Below are 15,995 nucleotides of genomic sequence, written 5' to 3'. Positions count from 1 at the left end.
ACCTACAGGACAACCAATGACCAGCACTTCCAATGCGCCCGCCACCTCCGCTCCGGCCTTCCGCCGCTTCTCGTTTTCTTTGCGCGATGCGGGAACGCTGATCGGTCTCATAGTCATCATGGCGGTGTTTGCCGCACTGGTTCCGGGCTTCATTTCTGAGCGAAACCTCGTCAATATTCTCCAGCAGTCCAGTATCAATGCGTGCCTTGCGCTTGGCATGACGCTCGTCATCATCTCTGGCGGCATTGATCTCTCGGTTGGCCCAACGGCTGCCATTTCCGCCGTCGTCACCGCCAGCCTGCTCGTCGCAGGCACGCCAATACCGCTAGCAATCCTCGCGGGCCTCGGCGTTGGCGTTCTCTGCGGCTTTATCAATGGCGGGCTCGTTGCCTATGTCGGCCTGCAACCCTTCATCGTCACACTGGGAACGCTCAGCACCTACCGCGCCATCGCGCTGATCTACACCGGCGGTAATCCTGTTCTCGGTATTCCTCCCGGCTTCCGCTCGCTGTTCAACGGCAATCTCTTCGGCATTCCGACACCTGTTCTGATCGTAGCGGTCGTTGCCATTGCCGCGTGGGTCTTGCTAAAGAAAACGCCGATTGGTGAATATCTGATGGCGGTCGGAGGTAACGAGGAAGCCGCTTATGTTGCAGGCGTTCCCATCGCCCGCACCAAGATTACGGCCTATGTCATTTCCGGTGGTCTGGCCGCATTGGCCTCGCTCATCCTCATCGGTCGGCTTGGTGCCGCCGAACCGATCCTTGGTAACCTTTGGGAACTCGATGCCATCGCGGCAGCGGCCATTGGTGGCGCATCTTTGATGGGCGGCAAGGGCAGCATTCTTGGCACAATTTTGGGTGCCATCATCTTAGGTGCAATGCGCAATGGTTTGACGTTGATGAATGTTCAGGCCTTCTATCAACTGCTCGCCACTGGCCTTATAATCCTCGTTGCCATGATGATTGATCGTGCGACAAGGGGAAGAGAATGAATTCCGAAAGCTTCGACACAAAGGCCGTCGGCCCGCGCATTCGCATGATGATGCCCTTGCTGACGCCGCTCGAAGCGAAGGTTGTCGATACCGTGTTTGCCTTGCGTGACTTCAGCGATGAGACATCGCTGAAGCAGATTGCAGACGATGCCGGTGTTTCCGAAGCCATGGTGGTTAAGATCACCAAGAAGCTTGGCTTTTCCGGCTACCGCGATTTCCGCACGGCCGTCAGCCAGTATAACCGCCAACCGACTGCCGAAATGCACCAGGAACTCTCGGTGGATGATACGTCGCTTGAGATCGTTCAGAAGGTTTTCCGCACCTCCATCAATGCCCTGGAGGAAACACTTTCCATTTTGGATATGGTTGCCTTCGACAAAGCAGCGGACCTCATCCATAGCGCGAAGCATCGGGATTTCTACGGTGTTGGCGGTTCGGCGCAGATCGCGCGGGACGTCTCGCACAAATTCCTGCGCATCGGCGTGCGCGCCAGCGTGTTCGATGATGTGCACATGATGCTGATGTCGGCAGCCCTGTTGTCCGAGGGCGATATCGCTATCGGCTTCTCCCATTCGGGCAATACGACGGCCATCATCGAGGCGCTTCAGCTCGCCAAACGCAATGGCGCGCAGACAATTGCCGTCACCAACTACAACTCGTCTGCTTTGGCACAGGCCGCTGACGTTGTCCTCTGTTCCACGGCTCAGGGCTCTCCCCTTATGGGGGAAAACGCAGCGGCACGTATTGCACAACTGAATATTCTCGACGCTGTCTTCATGGCGGTCGCGCAACGCGATTATCAATCAGCGGAACGAAATCTTGACCGGACCATGTCTGCGGTCAAATCCAAACGGAAAGATAAGCCTTCATGACATCCTCGCCTCTCGTCACCGTTTTCGGCAGTCTGCATTATGATATTGCCGTCATGGGGCCATCGCGGCCACGCAAGGGCGAGACGGTCACCGGTACCTCATGGCACCCCAAAAGCGGTGGCAAGGGCGGCAATCAGGCAGTCTCGGCAGCACGCACGGGTATCGCCACCTCTATGATCGGTGCGGTTGCCGATGACGATTTCGGACGCTTTCTTCTTGCCAATCTGGAACGCAAAGGCGTGGATCACACCTTCGTCCGGCGCGATGCGTCCCAATCCACCGGCATGAGCGTGGCCATCTTTGATGACGAGGGCGATTACGGTGCAGTGATTGTCTCCGGCATCAATCTCACTCTTGGCGATGCCGATATTGCAGCGGCTGGAGAACTGTTGTCGAAGACGACTGTGCTGGTGCTCCAGAATGAAATTTCCGATGTCGCCAATGTCGCGGCTGCAAAAGCTGTGAAGCAAGCCGGTGGCCGCGTTCTTATCAATGCAGCACCAGCGCGCGCACTCTCGGAGGATATCCAGCATCACATCGACATCCTCGTCGTCAACGCTATCGAGGCCGAGATGCTGGCCGCGACCCCTGTGGTGGAAACACTCGATGGGGCTCTTGCCGCCGCCAAAATTCTAGCGAAATCCTATCCGCAAGTCGTAGTCACGGCGGGCGGTGCCGGTGTTGCTTATGCAAGTCGCAGCGGCGAAGAGACGGTAATCCCGGCCATCAAGATAAGGGTTGAAAGTACACACGGTGCCGGAGATGAATTCATCGGCGTGCTAGCCTCCGAAATCGCCTTGGGAAAAGCCATGATCGATGCTTTGCACATGGCAAACAAGGCAGCGGCTGTTTTGGTCAGCACGCCTGAGAAAGATCGTGGCTGACGTAAAGACGCATCTTTCGACCGCGACAGTGGAACCAGATCGCGCCCATCCGGTTTGGGCTTGCTCTCCCACTGGAGCGCCGTATGACCATTCCCACAGCAACCTATCGCATTCAGTTTCGCAACGGCATGACCCTTGATCGCGCCGCAGAGATTACACCCTACCTCAAGAAACTCGGCATCAGCCATCTCTACGCATCGCCCATTTTTACCGCGACGTCGGGTTCGACACACGGATATGATGTCACGTATGCCAACGAGATAGACCCGGCAATCGGCGGTCGAGAGGGCTTCGACAGGCTGTCACAAGCGCTGAAGGGGGAAGGGCTTGGCCTCATTCTGGATATCGTGCCAAACCATATGGCAGCGTCGCTGGAAAACCCATGGTGGAGAGATGTCATCGAGCATGGCGCGGAAAGCCGCTATGCTCATCATTTCGATATAGACTGGTCCCGCCGGCTGACGCTGCCTTTTCTCGGCGCGGATTTTGCGGATGCACTAGAAGCGGACGAAATCCAGATCAAAGCTGACCCCACCACGGGCAAGCCCGCTCTGTGCTACCACGATGCCCATTATCCGCTGAACCCCGCCTCCTATGCCGGTAGAAACGCGGAACTGCTCGAAACGACCGATAAAAGACGCATCGCGGACCTTCACGATCAACAGCCTTACCGCCTCACATGCTGGCGTGATGCCAGCCACGATCTTTCCTATCGCCGGTTTTTCGAAGTCACTGGCTTGGCGGGCGTCAAGGTGGAAAACCCAAAAATCTTTGACGATACCCATCGCCTCACTCTGGAGCTGGTGCGCAGCGGCGCGGTCGATGGTCTTCGCGTCGATCATGTGGATGGCCTTGCAGACCCCAAGGCCTATCTGGAGCGCCTGCGCCTTGAAGCCGGGCCGGACTGCTATATCACCGTTGAAAAAATACTGGGCGCGGGCGAGTCTTTGCCTGCCGATTGGCCCGTTTCCGGCACCACCGGCTACGAATTCATCGCTGCCCTCAGCAATGTGTTCGTAGACAATGACAAGCTCGGTCAATTGCAGACGGCTTATGAGGCAGTCTCTGGCCAACCCGTCCACATGCCGTCGCAATTGCGAGACGCTAAACTGCTGATGGTTGACAAGAATTTCGCTGGCGAGTTCGCCACACTTGTCGCACAGGCAAAGAACATCCTCAATACAGAAACGGAAAAGCCGCGGCCGAGTGAAGAGGCCATCCGCGCCGCACTGCGCGAACTCGTCGTCTCGTTTCCGGTCTATCGAACCTACGGCACCCAAGATGGCCTGCCGCAGGAAAGCGATGCGGTGCTGGCAGAGGTGGTCAACACGATCAACTCCAGCTCTCACGTGCCGGATACAGATGCTTTGCACAGCTTGCAGCGGATTTTGCGCAGCGAGGAAGGGCAGGCGGCATACGAATTCCGAACCCGTTTCCAGCAACTTACCGGCCCGCTTATGGCGAAGTCGGTCGAAGATACGCTTTTCTACAGGCAGAACATGGCTCTCGCACTCAACGAAGTCGGCGCAGAACCATTACCCCACCCATATTCCGTTGAACGTTTCCACGCCGAAATGACCGAGAGGCGTGATAAACAACCAGACGCCCTGTCGGCCACGTCTACCCACGACACCAAAAGAGGTGAAGACGCTCGCGCCCGGCTCTATGCACTCACGGAGGCACCTGAACTTTGGGCCGGTGCCGTAAAGCGCTGGCAGGCTATGAATGCTGGTCTCAAACAGGCGCTGGACGATGGCCCCGCACCGGAGCCGGCAGTGGAATGGATGCTGTACCAAGCTCTTGCTGGTGCGTGGCCTTCCGACCTCGAAACGACGGATGAGCGAGCTCTGAAATCGCTGGAGGACCGCTTCGCCGCCTATGTAGAGAAGGCCTTGCGCGAAGCAAAGCTTCGCACCAATTGGGGCGATAGCAACGACGTCTACGAAGAAGCCGTCGTCGGTTACGCGCGCAAGCTTCTTTCACCGGAAAACGAAGCATTTCTGAAAGATTTCAGCGAAACCTTAGTCCCCTTTATTAAAGCCGGGTTGTCGAACAGCCTCGCTCAAACGCTCATCAAACTCACTGCGCCCGGCGTGCCAGACATTTACCAGGGAAGCGAAGGTCTCGATCTCAGCCTTGTTGATCCCGATAACCGGCGCGAGTCGGATTTCGAAGCGTTTGAGGCACAACTTGCAGCAATCGATAATTCTGACAAAAGCGATGAATGGGAGGCAAGTGGGGAGGCGAAACAGCGACTTATCGCGACCGTCCTTCATATGCGCCGCGAGCTTCCTGAACTGTTCAGCAAAGGACGCTATCTGCCTCTAGAAGTGACCGGCGATGATGCAAATCGCGTCGTGGCTTATGCGAGGACGACGGCTGAGGGTGCGCTAATCGTGATAGCACCGCGTTTGTCGACGCAAGACAACGGCAATCTTGCTTCACTGAAGGCCAAGATTTCGCTTCCGCAGGAGCTCTCTAAACGTGGCTATATCGATGTGATGACCCAAACAAAGCTTGAACTGGGCGACACGTTGGACGTTGAGCAGAGTTTTGCATTGCTTCGGTCAAGATAATCGCACGGCTTGCGATTTTCATAATCGTTGCTTGATCATAACCGGCGGCTATCACCGCCGGTTATTTTATCAGTTGAAATCGATATCGCCGATGACACGAACCCGCACGCGGCGTGCACCGCCCGGCAGGTAGGCGATCGGAATATCCTCGACTTCCAGGGTCTTGAGCGTACTGCGTCCCGCACCAGAGGCGACGGCAGCTTCTTGCGCATCGGCTTCCGCCTTTGCCAGCGCCTCATCGCGGCTCATGCCTGAAAACACTTGATCGACCTCGCCGGAAACCTGCGCCATGGCGGCACCCAGCGCATTGGCCACACCGGCATTTTCCACACGCAGCACTTCGGACGCGCCCGGAATTTCATCCGGTATCAGAAACGCGCCACCGCCCACGGCAATCAGCGGAACGCCATCAGCCGAGGTTTTCATCTGGTCGAAATTGTCGGCGACCATATCGCGGATGCGGGCAAGGCTTGCCTTCACGAAAGCGGGGTCGAGGTTTTTCACCCGGTCGCGGTCGCCTATGTCGATCAGTCCTGCCGCAACGGCGATGTCAGAGGTCGTCAATGTCTCGCCGCCAAAAACGCGCGCCTCAGTGAGAATGCGATAACCCACAGACCGCGGGCCGATCTTGCCGGTTTCCGGGTCGATGATCGTGCCGCCGCCCAGCGCTATCGGCAACAGATCAGGCATCCGGAACAGAGTACGCACGCCACCGATATGGACGATGTTGTTCGCCTCGCGTGGGAAGCCTCCCACCAGACAACCGATATCCGACGTTGTCCCACCAACATCGACAACCATGGCATCGGTCAGTCCGGTCAGGAAAGCCGCGCCGCGCATGGAGTTGGTTGGACCGGATGCGAAACTATGGACGGGACTGGCTGAGGCAACGTCCGCCAGCGCCACGGTGCCATCATTTTGCGTCAGGAAAAACGGGGCGGTAACGCCTGCATCGCGGAGCGCATCGGAAAATGCCTGAACGGTTGTCTTGCCGAGTGACTGCAAGGCAGCGTTCAGGATGGCGACGTTTTCGCGTTCCAGCAGGCCGATGCGACCGAGCGTATGCGAAAGCGTGATACGTGCCTGCGGGATGACCGAACGAACGATCTCGGCGGCCTTCACTTCGCATTCCGTCGTCAGGGGCGAGAATGTCGCAGAAATGGCGATGGAGGTGATGCCAGCGTCACGGATTTTCATCGCCGCTTCGCGAATTTCATCCGGTATCATCGGCACCAGCGGTGTGCCATCATATTCATGGCCGCCATGCACCATGAAGATCATCGGGCCGATAGCGGTGCGCAGGTCGTCCGGCCAGTCGCACATCGGCGGCAGGGAGGCACCTGTTGGTAGCGCGATGCGGATGGCCGCCACGCGCTCCAGCCGTGCTCGCTCCACCACGGCGTTGGTAAAATGGGTGGTCCCGATCATGACCGCATCGACCGGGCGACCAGCCGCCTGCGGGTGGGCAGACACATGCGCGAGTGCGGCGCGAACGCCCGATAGGACATCCGTTGTGGTTGGAACCTTGATGGAGGTGATGATCGTATCACCATCAATCAGGACGGCATCCGTGTTGGTGCCGCCTACGTCAATACCGATGCGTTTCATGAAAATACCGATCTGAAATCAATGTCGTAACCGAAGGCACGCGGCCCCACTGCGGCTATTCCGGCCGGTGTCGTCAGCAGTTCCGGTGCCGGCAGGGCAACGACGGTCACGCGTTGTCCGTAACGAACCGATTCCGTGCCGATGGCGCTGCCGGATACCGTATCGAGCAGGCATAAGAGGTCGGGCGTCATTGCCACGGGTTCACCATCGCGGAAGGCGACGGCCCATTCGTTCTGAAAGCCCAGTTCCATGCGTGAACCGCGGTCGGCATCACTGCCTTCGATAATGGTGCGTCCGCGCAAAAAGCCACCGGTCGTTTCGCGCGCCACGTCTATGACCTTGCCGCGGAAAAGCTGTTTGCCACCTTCATGATCGAGAACGGCTTTGACCGGATCGTCATGACGTGTGCGGGCGTCCATGACGGCACGACCAAGTTCAACCGCCTTGGTGACGGTGTAGTGGATGCCCCACTCTTTGACTTCCTTGCCGGTGCGGGGAGCCTTGCAGGTGGCAGCGGTCGAACCGACTTCGGTGCAGACTTTGCGGGAGATACGTTCCATCCACTTCCAGGATGCGGCGCGCGTCACGATCACTTCGTTGTCGCGGACATCGACCAGCGAAAGCGGAAACATCGGCAGGTTGCCGATGGCAAAAGAGGTCATCTGCGCTTCCGGATAGGCGCGGCCCATGGCATCGGCATTGACCACCGGACGGTCCAACATGGCTGCGGCGAGGAAGGACGAGATGGCGTTGGACCCACCGATTTCCACGCTCATGATGGCGCGGAACGGCTTGCCGAGAAAATCTTCCATGACCTCGACTGCACGGGCCAGATGGGCAGGATCGCCCAGACGTTCCTGGCTGACCAGCGGTGCACCCATCATCGAGACGACGGCGACCATATCGTCATCGTCAAGCGCCATCGGGTCCATGACCTGCACGCGCTTTCCCTCGGCGTAGAGCCGTCTGAGGTTCAGCGTCGAGATATAGGGATTGCCCCCGCCGCCCGTACCCAAAATCCACGCGCCTGTGGCCAGCGGCTCGATGTTTTCTTCTGCAAATTCCTGAAGCATGTGTCACCTTCGGCAATGGCATCTGTGGCCCCGCAACACTGCGGGACCAGCGTTCATCCGGCTATCACTTGGCCACGCAATCCCAGTGGAAGCGCGAGAAGTTCAAGTCCCAGCTTTGCATGGGAATGAACTCGTAGCCCTGAAGGCATTTGTTTGCGGCATAGCGACGGTTGGGCGAGACGGCCCACACATCAGGCTGAAGATCGGCAATCTTCGTCTGAAGTTCCTTGTATGTGGCGTTCTGTTCGTTGACGTCTGTCGTGCCGCGCGCCTTATCGATCAGCGCATCGATTTCGGGGTTTTGCAGCCATTCCATCGACATCCATGTGCCTGATGCCTTGGAATGATACTGGTTGTAGAACATCGCGTCCGGCGAAGGGTAGGTGGGCGAGATGTTGACCTGTGTCGAGGCAGGTGTCGTTTCTGCCTTGGAGGACAACTCAACGATGCGGTTCCATGGCTCAGGCTTGATGTCGAGCGTGATGCCGATCTGCTCGAGATTGGCCTGCAGCATCAGCGCCACTTCCGCTTCGAAAGCTAAGGATGCGACATAGCTGTTGACCAGCGTGATCTTCTGGCCAGCATATTTTGACTTCGCTAGTTCTTCCTTGGCCTTTTCGAGATCGAAGACGCCCGGCTGAATGCCGTCATTATGGGCATCCTTGAACGCCGTAGACAGCGGTCCCTGCATGTCGAATCCGGGATATATCACTTCCTGAATGGTTTTGTAGTCGGTCGCATAGGCAATGGCGCGGCGGACGTGGATGTCGTCGGTCGGGTAGGTCTTTGTGTTCAGCTTGATGACGAAGCCGCCAGAGATGCGGGTCTGGATCAACTTGTATTTGGGCATCTTGCCGATGGATTCATAAGTGTCGTTGCCGAGGCCATGCGAGCTGAGGCCGAGGTCACCCTTTTCCGCCAGCGCCTTGACCGTGGCATCGTCGCTGGTCTGGATGAAGCGGACTTCATCGATTGGTTTGCCCTTGGTCCAGCCACCGAAGTAATCGGGGTTGCGGGCAATGACCATGTCGGCAGAGCGGTTATAGCTGACAAGGCTATACGGGCCGGAGCCGGCAGAATGTTCGCCGACATAGGCCTCGCCCCATTTGTCATCTGGCTTGGCATTTGCCGTCACCAGCTTTTCGTTCAGCGCAACCATCAACGGCGTGATCGCCAGGAAGGGCGAGAATTTTCGGTCGAGCTTGATGACGACGGTCTTTTCGTCGGGCGCGGTGATGTTCTCCGGCTTGACGAGGCCGACGATGAGGTTCGACGGGCCTTTGTTGATGCCGATCAGACGCTGGATCGACCAAACCATATCGGCGGCCTTCAGCGCGGTGCCATCCTGAAACTTTACGTCATCGCGCAGGTGGAAGGTGTAAGTCAGACCATCGGATGAAATCTCCCAGGATTTCGCCAGATGTGGGATGACCTCTCCCGAGGGGCTGACCGTCGTCAGGCCGTCATACATATTCACCACGGCCATGTAGCCGGTGTAATCGGTGACCTTTGCCGGGTCGAGCGAGCTGAAAATCTGCATCGTGTTGACGGCGATGGACACCTTCTCATCCGCTGCATGAGCGGAAAAGCCGAAGTTCAGAGCCATTGCGGTGCCCAGCGCCAAGGCAGCCAGGCGGGAGTGTCTGGTATGTGATGTCATGGAAGTTCTCCTCTTTATATGCGGGAACGGAACGGCCCCGCTTGTTATCAGGCAGCTTTTCGCACCGGCGCGGGCAGCGGCGAGAAATTGATGTCCGGGTATCCGAAGGCCGTCGGCCCAACGACTTCAAGAGCGCGGGCACTGCGCAGTAGGTCGTGGCAGGGAATGGCAATTACCGCGACGCGCTGGCCATAGCGCAGCATTTCGGTGGTGATCGGATAGCCGGTATCCACATCCAGCAGAACGATAAGATCAGGCACGCAAACCTCGACCTGGCCGTTGCGGCGGAAGATCAGGAACTCGTTTTGAATGGCGACGCCAGCGGTCTGCCCGCTGAAATCATCAAAGCCTGCAAGCTCCAGATCGCCCACGGAAAAACCGCCGCGCAGGTGCCGTTTCAGGTCGGTGATCTTGCCATTGAAAATGCGTCGGCCACCTTCGAGCGTGCAGACAGCTGCAATCGGGTCTTCCTGCGCCTTGCGGGCATTGATAACCGCTTCACCCAGCGCGATGGCCTTGGTGTAGCTTTTGGGAATCCCATATTGATGCACGTAATGTGCCTGCATCGGCGCGGTCGCCAGCATAGCGCCACCGCCTTGCGCCACGACGCAGGCGCGCGCCATACGCTCATGCCAGACCTCGGAGACGGCGTGGCTGAAGATGACTGCGTTGCCGTGCAGGTCGCACATCACAGATGGTGTCGAGCTGTGGCCATAAATCGAAAATGTCGTCATCTGCATTTCCGGGAAAGCGCGGCCCATGCCGTCGCAATCTAGGATCGGCAGGCCGCCGAGTGCCGCGGTTACCAGCGGGTTCATGGAGTTCGCGCCGCCGATTTCTTCGCAGACGATGGCATCGATGGGTGTGCGGATCAGCTCTTCCATGGCGCGCAGGCAGCGTAGGCCCTCGCGACCCTCACGTATGCGCTCAACGCCGACCACCGGTGCGCCGATGCCGCCGAGAGACATGCAGAGCGCATCGGGTTCGATGGCGTCAGTCGCGAGTATCTTCATCTCGTAACCGGCCTTCATGGCTTCCAGAACCAGCAACTTGCCCTGGTAAGGATTGCCGCCGCCGCCGGTGCCGAGGATGCCCGCGCCGATTTCGAGAGCGTCGAGGTCTTCACGCGTCAATGTCCGCAGATCGGCCTCGTCATATTTCAGCTTGCGCGTTTCAGCCATGGTGGGCTCCCATTTCTCCGACGACTTTCACATGAATGCGGGTGGCATTGCCCGGCAGGTAGGCAAGCGGCATATCTTCGCGCTCGATAACCTCAAGCGTTTCGGCCATGGCACCTGCCGCAATTGCCTTTTCACGGGCCTCGGCTTCGGCCTCGGCCAGGGCGCTTTCGCGGGTACGACCATCGATCAGTGAAAAGACGCGGTCCGTCTCGCCGCTTATCTGGGCGATGGCGGCACCGACGGCATTGGCCACGGCGAAGTTCTCGGGACGGATCACCTCCAAATCGCCGATGCGGTCGGGCATCAGGATCGACCCGCCGCCCACTGCAATGACCGGCACCGGGCTGGAGGAAATGCGGCTGCGTTCGACACAGGCCTCAAGCATGGCATTGATCTTCGCTACGGCCGCTTCGACGAGCTTGGGGTCCAGCCCTTCCACGAGCTTCCTGTTGCCAATGTCAGCTTTCCCGGAAGCGACGGCGATATCGGTTGCGGTCAGGGTGGAACCTCCGAAGCACAGAGCGTCGCTACGGACGCGGTATCCAACGGACTTCGGGCCGACAGTGATGCCCTTGTCGCCATTCACCACCAGTGAGCCCCCACCGAGACCGATGGAGAACACATCCGGCATGCGGAAATTGGTGCGAACGCCACCAATATCGACGGTGGTCGAAGCCTGACGTGGAAATCCATGCGACAAGGAACCGACATCCGAAGTCGTGCCGCCGACATCGACCACGACCGCATCCTTCAGGCCAGTGAGGAAGGCGGCACCACGCATGGAGTTGGTGGGGCCAGAGGCGAAGGTCAGAACCGGGAAAGCACGCACGACATCGGCAGCCATCAGCGTACCGTCGTTCTGGGTGATGTAGAATGGGCAGGTCAAACCGGCGGCGGAGAGCGCCTTGCCGAAAGCCGTCACGGTGCGGTCAGCCAGTGACAACAGGCTGGCATTCATGATGGCGGCGCTTTCGCGCGCCAGCAGGCCATGTCGACCGATATCCTTGGACATCACTACAGGCAGGCCGGGGCAGCGCTCCTGTAGGATTTCCTTGGCGCGTTGCTCCATGGCGTCATTGATACCGCTGAACACGCAGGTCACGGCGGCAGCCTTGAGGCCCTTGGCGCGGATGTCTCCAGCAATGCGGATAATGGCATCTTCGTCCAGAGGCGAGATTTCGCGCCCGTCGAACTCATAGCCACCTTTAACCTGATAGCCGTGATTGCCCACGATTTCGCGCAGGTCGTCCGGCCAATCCACCATCGGAGGCAGTCCAGCTCCAGATGGCAGGCCAAGGCGGATCGCCGCGACCTCTTCCATATGACGACGCTCGATCACCGCATTGGTAAAGTGGGTGGTGCCGATCATCACGGCAGAGATGCCGCTGCGGTCGATGCCAGATGCGGCGATGACCTTTCCCAGCGCTTCGATAACGCCGGATGTCACATCCTCGGTGGTCGATGCCTTGACCCCGGCCAGAACGGTTTTATCCTTCAGCACAACGGCATCCGTATTGGTGCCGCCTACGTCGATTCCAACGCGATACACGTCAGTTCCTCCTCAATCAGTCTGTCGTTTTGACCAGGAAGCGCTGACGCTCCTCGGTGGTCACAATCGGTTTCAGGCGCTCTTCTTCGTCTGTTACGACGGGAATTGCGGCAATCAGAGCGCGGGTATAGGGGTGTTGTGGATTGGCAAAGACATCACCGGTTGGCCCGTCCTCGATGATTTCACCCCGCAGCATGATGGCGATGCGCGAGCAGAAATTGCGCATCAGCGACAGGTCGTGCGAAATCATCAGATAGGTCAGCCCGAGTTCCCGGCGCAGTTGCTCCAGCAATTCGATGACGGTCTTTTGCACGGACACATCGAGCGCGGCGGTCGGTTCGTCCAGGATGAGAATTTTCGGTTCGGCAGCCAGTGCACGGGCAATTGCCACGCGCTGTTTTTGCCCGCCAGAAAGCTCATGCGGATATTTCGCCAGATAGGCCTGCGGCAGTCGCACCAAATCCATCAGTTCCGACATCCGCGCTTCGCGCGCTGACGTGTCCATGCCGATGGATTTCAACGGCAACGACAGCGTCTGCCGAACCGAACGTTTGGGATTGAGCGACGTGCCGGGGTTTTGATAGACGATCTGCGTCAATCGCTTGCCGCGTTCCGGTTGCGGTGCATCGATGGCAAGCACGCCCGATGTAGGCGTCACCAACCCCATGATCATACGCGCCACGGTCGTCTTGCCAGAGCCGGATTCGCCCGCAAGCCCAAAAACCTCGCCCTCACGAAGGGTCAGGGAAACGTCCCGCACGGCATGATAGCCGTTACGCCTGCCGAAAATCTTGTTCAGGCCTCCGATGCGAACGATTGGCTGCCGGTCGCTTTGCTGCGCATCCTTGACCTTTGATCCGTAAAGCGGCGGAACGGCATCCAGCAATGCGTTGGTGTAAGCGTCCTTTGGGCTGTGAAGAATGTCCGCACAGGCACCCGTTTCAACGATGTCGCCATGGTGCATCACCACCACACGATCCGCCACTTTGCGCACGACACCCAGATTATGGGTGATCATCAGCAGCGCCATGTTTTCTTCGATCACCAGCCGGTTGATGAGATTGAGAATCTCATCCTGCGTGGTCACGTCGAGCGCCGTGCCGGGCTCATCGGCGATCAGCAGTTTCGGGCGGTGCAACAGTGCCAGACCAATCAGCACCCGTTGGCGCATGCCGCCGGACAGTTCGGACGGATAGGCATTCATGATGCGGTCGGTATCGGCAAGCTGTACCCGGCGTAGAACCTCGGCAATACGGATCCGGCGCTCGGCCTTTGGTGATGAGATGCCATTGCGGCGATCTGCAAACCGCATGACGTCATCGAGATGGGTGCCGATTTTGAACACCGGATTGAAGGATGACAGCGGGTCCTGCATGATCAGCGAGAAGGCGATGCCTTTCAGTGCTTCTCTTTCAGCAGACCGCATGTCCAGAATGTTCTTGCCGCCGACAATGATCGAACCGGAGGTGATTGCAGCGTTTTTCGGCAACGTGCCGATGATCGCCTTGGCCGTGACCGACTTGCCTGAACCGGTTTCGCCAATCAATGCCACGCGCTCACCTGCGGCAACGGTAAAGCTGACATTGCGTAAAACCTGGCGGGTGCGGCCATAGGTGGTGAAGGAAACATCAAGACCTTCGACTTTGAGAAGCGCTTCGCTCATCGATCAGTTCTCCACGTCAAACATGTCGCGAAGGCCATCGCCCAGCAGGTTGAAGCCCAAGGTGACGTAGAACACCGCAGCACCCGGGCAGAGAACCTCCCACCAGAAGTCAGGCATGAACTGGCGACCGTCTGCGACCATCGAGCCGAGATCCGGTGTCGGTGGTTTCACGCCAAAACCGAGGAAGCTGAGTGTTGCCCCGAACAGGATGACGAAGGCCGCGTCCAAGGTGGTCTTGACCGAGATGACCGACACGCAGTTCGGCAAAATCTCGCGAAACAGAATGTGCATAGGTCCTGCACCGGCCAGACGAGCAGCTTCGATGTAATCTTCCGAGGCGATGGATTTCGAGACGGAGTAAATGAGCCGTGCGTGCCAGGTCCACCATAACAACGTAATCGCGACCATGGCGTTGGTCAGTGTCGGTTCCAGAAGGTTGGAAACGGCAAGCGCCATGACCAGCGGCGGCATGGCCAGCATGACATTCGTCAGCCCGGTGATGAGCTTTTCCGTCCAGCCACCAAAATAACCGGCGATCAGACCCAAAACAGTGCCAATCGGCACCGAAATGCCAAGAACGCCGATGACCAGAAGCAGCGACACCCGCAAACCGAACACGGTGCGTGAAAAGATGTCGCGTCCGGCCTTGTCCGTGCCGAACCAGTGCAGGGCATCGGGAGCCAGGTGCCGGGCACGGAAATCCACCACCGCACCCACATGTTTGGGGTAGGGCGTAAGCCAGGGTGCGAAGACGGCGAGAATGACAACGGAAAGCAGGATCAGCGCGCCGATGACCGCCGTCGGATTATGGCTGAAGCGGTACCACATGATATAGCCGGCACTCAGTGCCCTGTCGGATGTATCGAGCATTTTCATAGCGGTCATCAACGTGCCTCCTTGCGACCCAGGCGCGGGTCGATGATCGATATCAGGATGTCGACGATCATGTTCGCAACGATGAAAAACAGGCCTGCGACCAGCACCACGGCGGTCACGGCATTGAGATCTTTTTGCAGGATCGAGGTCAGCCCGTAGGATGCAAAGCCACCCCAGGCGAACACCATTTCGATCACGAAGGCATTTCCAATCAGCGAGGCAAATTCCAACCCCATGATCGTCAAAGGCGCGATGGAGGACAGCTTGAGCAGATAACGGAAAATGATGACACGCTCAGGCACACCGAAACTCTGGAGCGTCAGAACATGGTCCTTGCGCTGGTTTTCGATCATCGAGGAACGGGTGATGCGGGTGATCTGCCCGATACCCGCCATGGAGAGCGCGAAAGCCGGTAGTGCCAGATGTTTCAGTGCATCGAGCACGACATCGAATCTTCCAGCCAGCAAGCCATCCAGTATCAGAAAGCCCGTCGGCCCGCCCTGCCATCCCAAAGAATGATCAAGCCTGCCGATGATAGGCCAGCCGGATATGAACTTTGCTGCCAGCAATTGAAGGGTTATGGCGAAGAGGAAGCTCGGGATGGTGACGCCGGTCAGCGACAGAATACGACCAATATGATCGAGGCCTCTGTCCCGGTAGTGCGCGGTGATCACGCCAAGCGGTATCGCGACCAGAAACATGAAGATGACGGAGACGAGAACCAGTTCGACCGTGGCCGGAACTGTCTGGGCAAGGTCTGTCGTTACAGGCCGCTGAGAGACCAGCGATTGGCCGAGATCACCTTGCAACGCATGGCCAACATAATCGAAATATTGCAGCGCCAGCGGCTTGTCCAAGCCCATTTGAAGGCGCAGCGACTCCACCTGTTCCGGTGTCGCTGCAGGGCCTAGCGCCATGCGCGCCGGGTCGCCGGGCACCACGCGTGCCAGCGTAAAGATCATGATCGACAGAGCAACCATACCCAGCACGAAGGTGCCAAGCCGGGTCATGACTGCCAACAAAGGATGTTGCTGCATCGGGGAGGCTTTCTTGGTTGTC

At 58.3% G+C, this 15,995-nt stretch carries 12 protein-coding genes; 4 read left to right on the top strand and 8 right to left on the bottom strand.

What is annotated here, in order from left to right; genetic code table 11:
* The first annotated feature begins 16 nt into the window (after positions 1 to 16).
* From DSM25558_RS12440 to treY, 4 genes are all read left to right on the top strand, one after another.
* Positions 17 to 994, top strand: a complete 978-nt coding sequence (locus DSM25558_RS12440) for an ABC transporter permease (protein ID WP_077105081.1) — start codon at positions 17 to 19, stop codon at positions 992 to 994.
* Complete coding sequence (locus tag DSM25558_RS12435) at positions 991 to 1,866, top strand: MurR/RpiR family transcriptional regulator (RefSeq protein ID WP_077105080.1); 876 nt, start codon at positions 991 to 993, stop codon at positions 1,864 to 1,866. The genes DSM25558_RS12440 and DSM25558_RS12435 overlap by 4 nt, the downstream gene beginning before the upstream one ends.
* On the top strand, positions 1,863 to 2,750 hold the full coding sequence (locus DSM25558_RS12430) for a ribokinase (RefSeq protein WP_077105079.1): 888 nt from the start codon (positions 1,863 to 1,865) through the stop codon (positions 2,748 to 2,750). The genes DSM25558_RS12435 and DSM25558_RS12430 overlap by 4 nt, the downstream gene beginning before the upstream one ends.
* An 83-nt stretch (positions 2,751 to 2,833) precedes the next feature.
* Positions 2,834 to 5,326 carry a malto-oligosyltrehalose synthase gene (treY, locus tag DSM25558_RS12425; protein ID WP_077105078.1) on the top strand — a complete coding sequence of 831 codons (2,493 nt, stop codon included), beginning with the start codon at positions 2,834 to 2,836 and terminating at the stop codon, positions 5,324 to 5,326.
* Between the two features lie 69 nt (positions 5,327 to 5,395).
* Here treY and DSM25558_RS12420 read toward each other — a convergent pair whose 3' ends face one another.
* The 8 genes from DSM25558_RS12420 to DSM25558_RS12385 form a co-directional block, all read right to left on the bottom strand.
* Positions 5,396 to 6,934, bottom strand: a complete 1,539-nt coding sequence (locus DSM25558_RS12420) for a hydantoinase/oxoprolinase N-terminal domain-containing protein (RefSeq protein ID WP_077105077.1) — start codon at positions 6,932 to 6,934, stop codon at positions 5,396 to 5,398.
* On the bottom strand, positions 6,931 to 8,007 hold the full coding sequence (locus DSM25558_RS12415) for a DUF917 domain-containing protein (RefSeq protein ID WP_077105076.1): 1,077 nt from the start codon (positions 8,005 to 8,007) through the stop codon (positions 6,931 to 6,933). Before DSM25558_RS12415 ends, DSM25558_RS12420 begins: the two co-directional genes overlap by 4 nt.
* 64 nt (positions 8,008 to 8,071) lie before the next feature.
* On the bottom strand, positions 8,072 to 9,667 hold the full coding sequence (locus tag DSM25558_RS12410) for an ABC transporter substrate-binding protein (protein ID WP_077105075.1): 1,596 nt from the start codon (positions 9,665 to 9,667) through the stop codon (positions 8,072 to 8,074).
* Between the two features lie 47 nt (positions 9,668 to 9,714).
* Positions 9,715 to 10,848, bottom strand: a complete 1,134-nt coding sequence (locus DSM25558_RS12405; RefSeq protein WP_077105074.1) for a DUF917 domain-containing protein — start codon at positions 10,846 to 10,848, stop codon at positions 9,715 to 9,717.
* A complete protein-coding gene (locus tag DSM25558_RS12400; RefSeq protein WP_077105073.1) occupies positions 10,841 to 12,397 on the bottom strand; it encodes a hydantoinase/oxoprolinase N-terminal domain-containing protein in 1,557 nt (518 codons plus the stop codon). Before DSM25558_RS12400 ends, DSM25558_RS12405 begins: the two co-directional genes overlap by 8 nt.
* Before the next feature lie 16 nt (positions 12,398 to 12,413).
* On the bottom strand, positions 12,414 to 14,060 hold the full coding sequence (gene nikE / locus DSM25558_RS12395) for a nickel ABC transporter ATP-binding protein NikE (RefSeq protein ID WP_077105072.1): 1,647 nt from the start codon (positions 14,058 to 14,060) through the stop codon (positions 12,414 to 12,416).
* Between the two features lie 3 nt (positions 14,061 to 14,063).
* Positions 14,064 to 14,945 carry an ABC transporter permease gene (locus DSM25558_RS12390; protein WP_077105071.1) on the bottom strand — a complete coding sequence of 294 codons (882 nt, stop codon included), beginning with the start codon at positions 14,943 to 14,945 and terminating at the stop codon, positions 14,064 to 14,066.
* The gene (locus DSM25558_RS12385; RefSeq protein WP_077105129.1) at positions 14,945 to 15,973 is read right to left on the bottom strand and encodes an ABC transporter permease; all 1,029 of its coding nucleotides are present in this window, start codon (positions 15,971 to 15,973) and stop codon (positions 14,945 to 14,947) included. Before DSM25558_RS12385 ends, DSM25558_RS12390 begins: the two co-directional genes overlap by 1 nt.
* Between the last annotated feature and the right edge of the window lie 22 nt (positions 15,974 to 15,995).

Source organism: Agrobacterium sp. DSM 25558 (assembly GCF_900100825.1).
Taxonomy (GTDB): Bacteria; Pseudomonadota; Alphaproteobacteria; order Rhizobiales; family Rhizobiaceae; genus Agrobacterium.
The sequence above is the reverse complement of the archived record's forward strand: the minus strand, read 5'-3'. Positions and strand labels throughout refer to the sequence as shown.

What these genes read in the sequence shown, in the direction of transcription:
- DSM25558_RS12440 (WP_077105081.1), top strand. Translation starts at nt 17, where the DNA reads ATGACCAGCACTTCCAATGCGCCCGCCACCTCCGCTCCGGCCTTCCGC.
- DSM25558_RS12435 (WP_077105080.1), top strand. Translation starts at nt 991, where the DNA reads ATGAATTCCGAAAGCTTCGACACAAAGGCCGTCGGCCCGCGCATTCGC.
- DSM25558_RS12430 (WP_077105079.1), top strand. Translation starts at nt 1,863, where the DNA reads ATGACATCCTCGCCTCTCGTCACCGTTTTCGGCAGTCTGCATTATGAT.
- treY (WP_077105078.1), top strand. Translation starts at nt 2,834, where the DNA reads ATGACCATTCCCACAGCAACCTATCGCATTCAGTTTCGCAACGGCATG.
- DSM25558_RS12420 (WP_077105077.1), bottom strand. Translation starts at nt 6,934, where the DNA reads ATGAAACGCATCGGTATTGACGTAGGCGGCACCAACACGGATGCCGTC.
- DSM25558_RS12415 (WP_077105076.1), bottom strand. Translation starts at nt 8,007, where the DNA reads ATGCTTCAGGAATTTGCAGAAGAAAACATCGAGCCGCTGGCCACAGGC.
- DSM25558_RS12410 (WP_077105075.1), bottom strand. Translation starts at nt 9,667, where the DNA reads ATGACATCACATACCAGACACTCCCGCCTGGCTGCCTTGGCGCTGGGC.
- DSM25558_RS12405 (WP_077105074.1), bottom strand. Translation starts at nt 10,848, where the DNA reads ATGGCTGAAACGCGCAAGCTGAAATATGACGAGGCCGATCTGCGGACA.
- nikE (WP_077105072.1), bottom strand. Translation starts at nt 14,060, where the DNA reads ATGAGCGAAGCGCTTCTCAAAGTCGAAGGTCTTGATGTTTCCTTCACC.
- DSM25558_RS12390 (WP_077105071.1), bottom strand. Translation starts at nt 14,945, where the DNA reads ATGACCGCTATGAAAATGCTCGATACATCCGACAGGGCACTGAGTGCC.
- DSM25558_RS12385 (WP_077105129.1), bottom strand. Translation starts at nt 15,973, where the DNA reads ATGCAGCAACATCCTTTGTTGGCAGTCATGACCCGGCTTGGCACCTTC.